Origin of the sequence: Pseudoalteromonas sp. S3178, from assembly GCF_005886985.1 — a bacterium.
GTDB lineage: Bacteria > Pseudomonadota > Gammaproteobacteria > Enterobacterales > Alteromonadaceae > Pseudoalteromonas > Pseudoalteromonas carrageenovora.
The window spans coordinates 1-312 of sequence record NZ_PNCW01000636.1; the positions used below are offsets into that span (position 1 = coordinate 1).

Annotated in this window: 1 pseudogene; it reads left to right on the plus strand. The window is 40.4% G+C overall.

Annotated elements, in window-relative coordinates:
- Positions 1-222 (plus strand): annotated as a pseudogene (locus CWC11_RS23220) (cryptochrome/photolyase family protein); the annotation flags it as partial.
- Positions 223-312: the final 90 nt, after the last annotated feature.

A 312-nucleotide genomic window follows, 5' to 3' on the forward strand; every position in this document is an offset into this window, starting at 1 on the left:
TACTGCAGTGGTTGCCATTACAACGTGAAACAAAAAACGACAGAAGATGCATGCCCACTCAACAGTTTATATTGGAACTTTATGATTGAGCATAGAACACGCTTTGCAAAAAATCCGAGGATCGGCATGGTATATCGTAATTGGGACAAACAAGATGATGTGACAAAACAGCAAACATTACAGCGAGCTCAATATTACCTTAATAACATTGACTCGCTGTGATATTGGGCTAAAACAAGCGCCAACGACGCTTCTTCGTTTGGATTTTATGTACCCAGTTTACTTCAATGGTTGTCACAGCGAGTACATCAC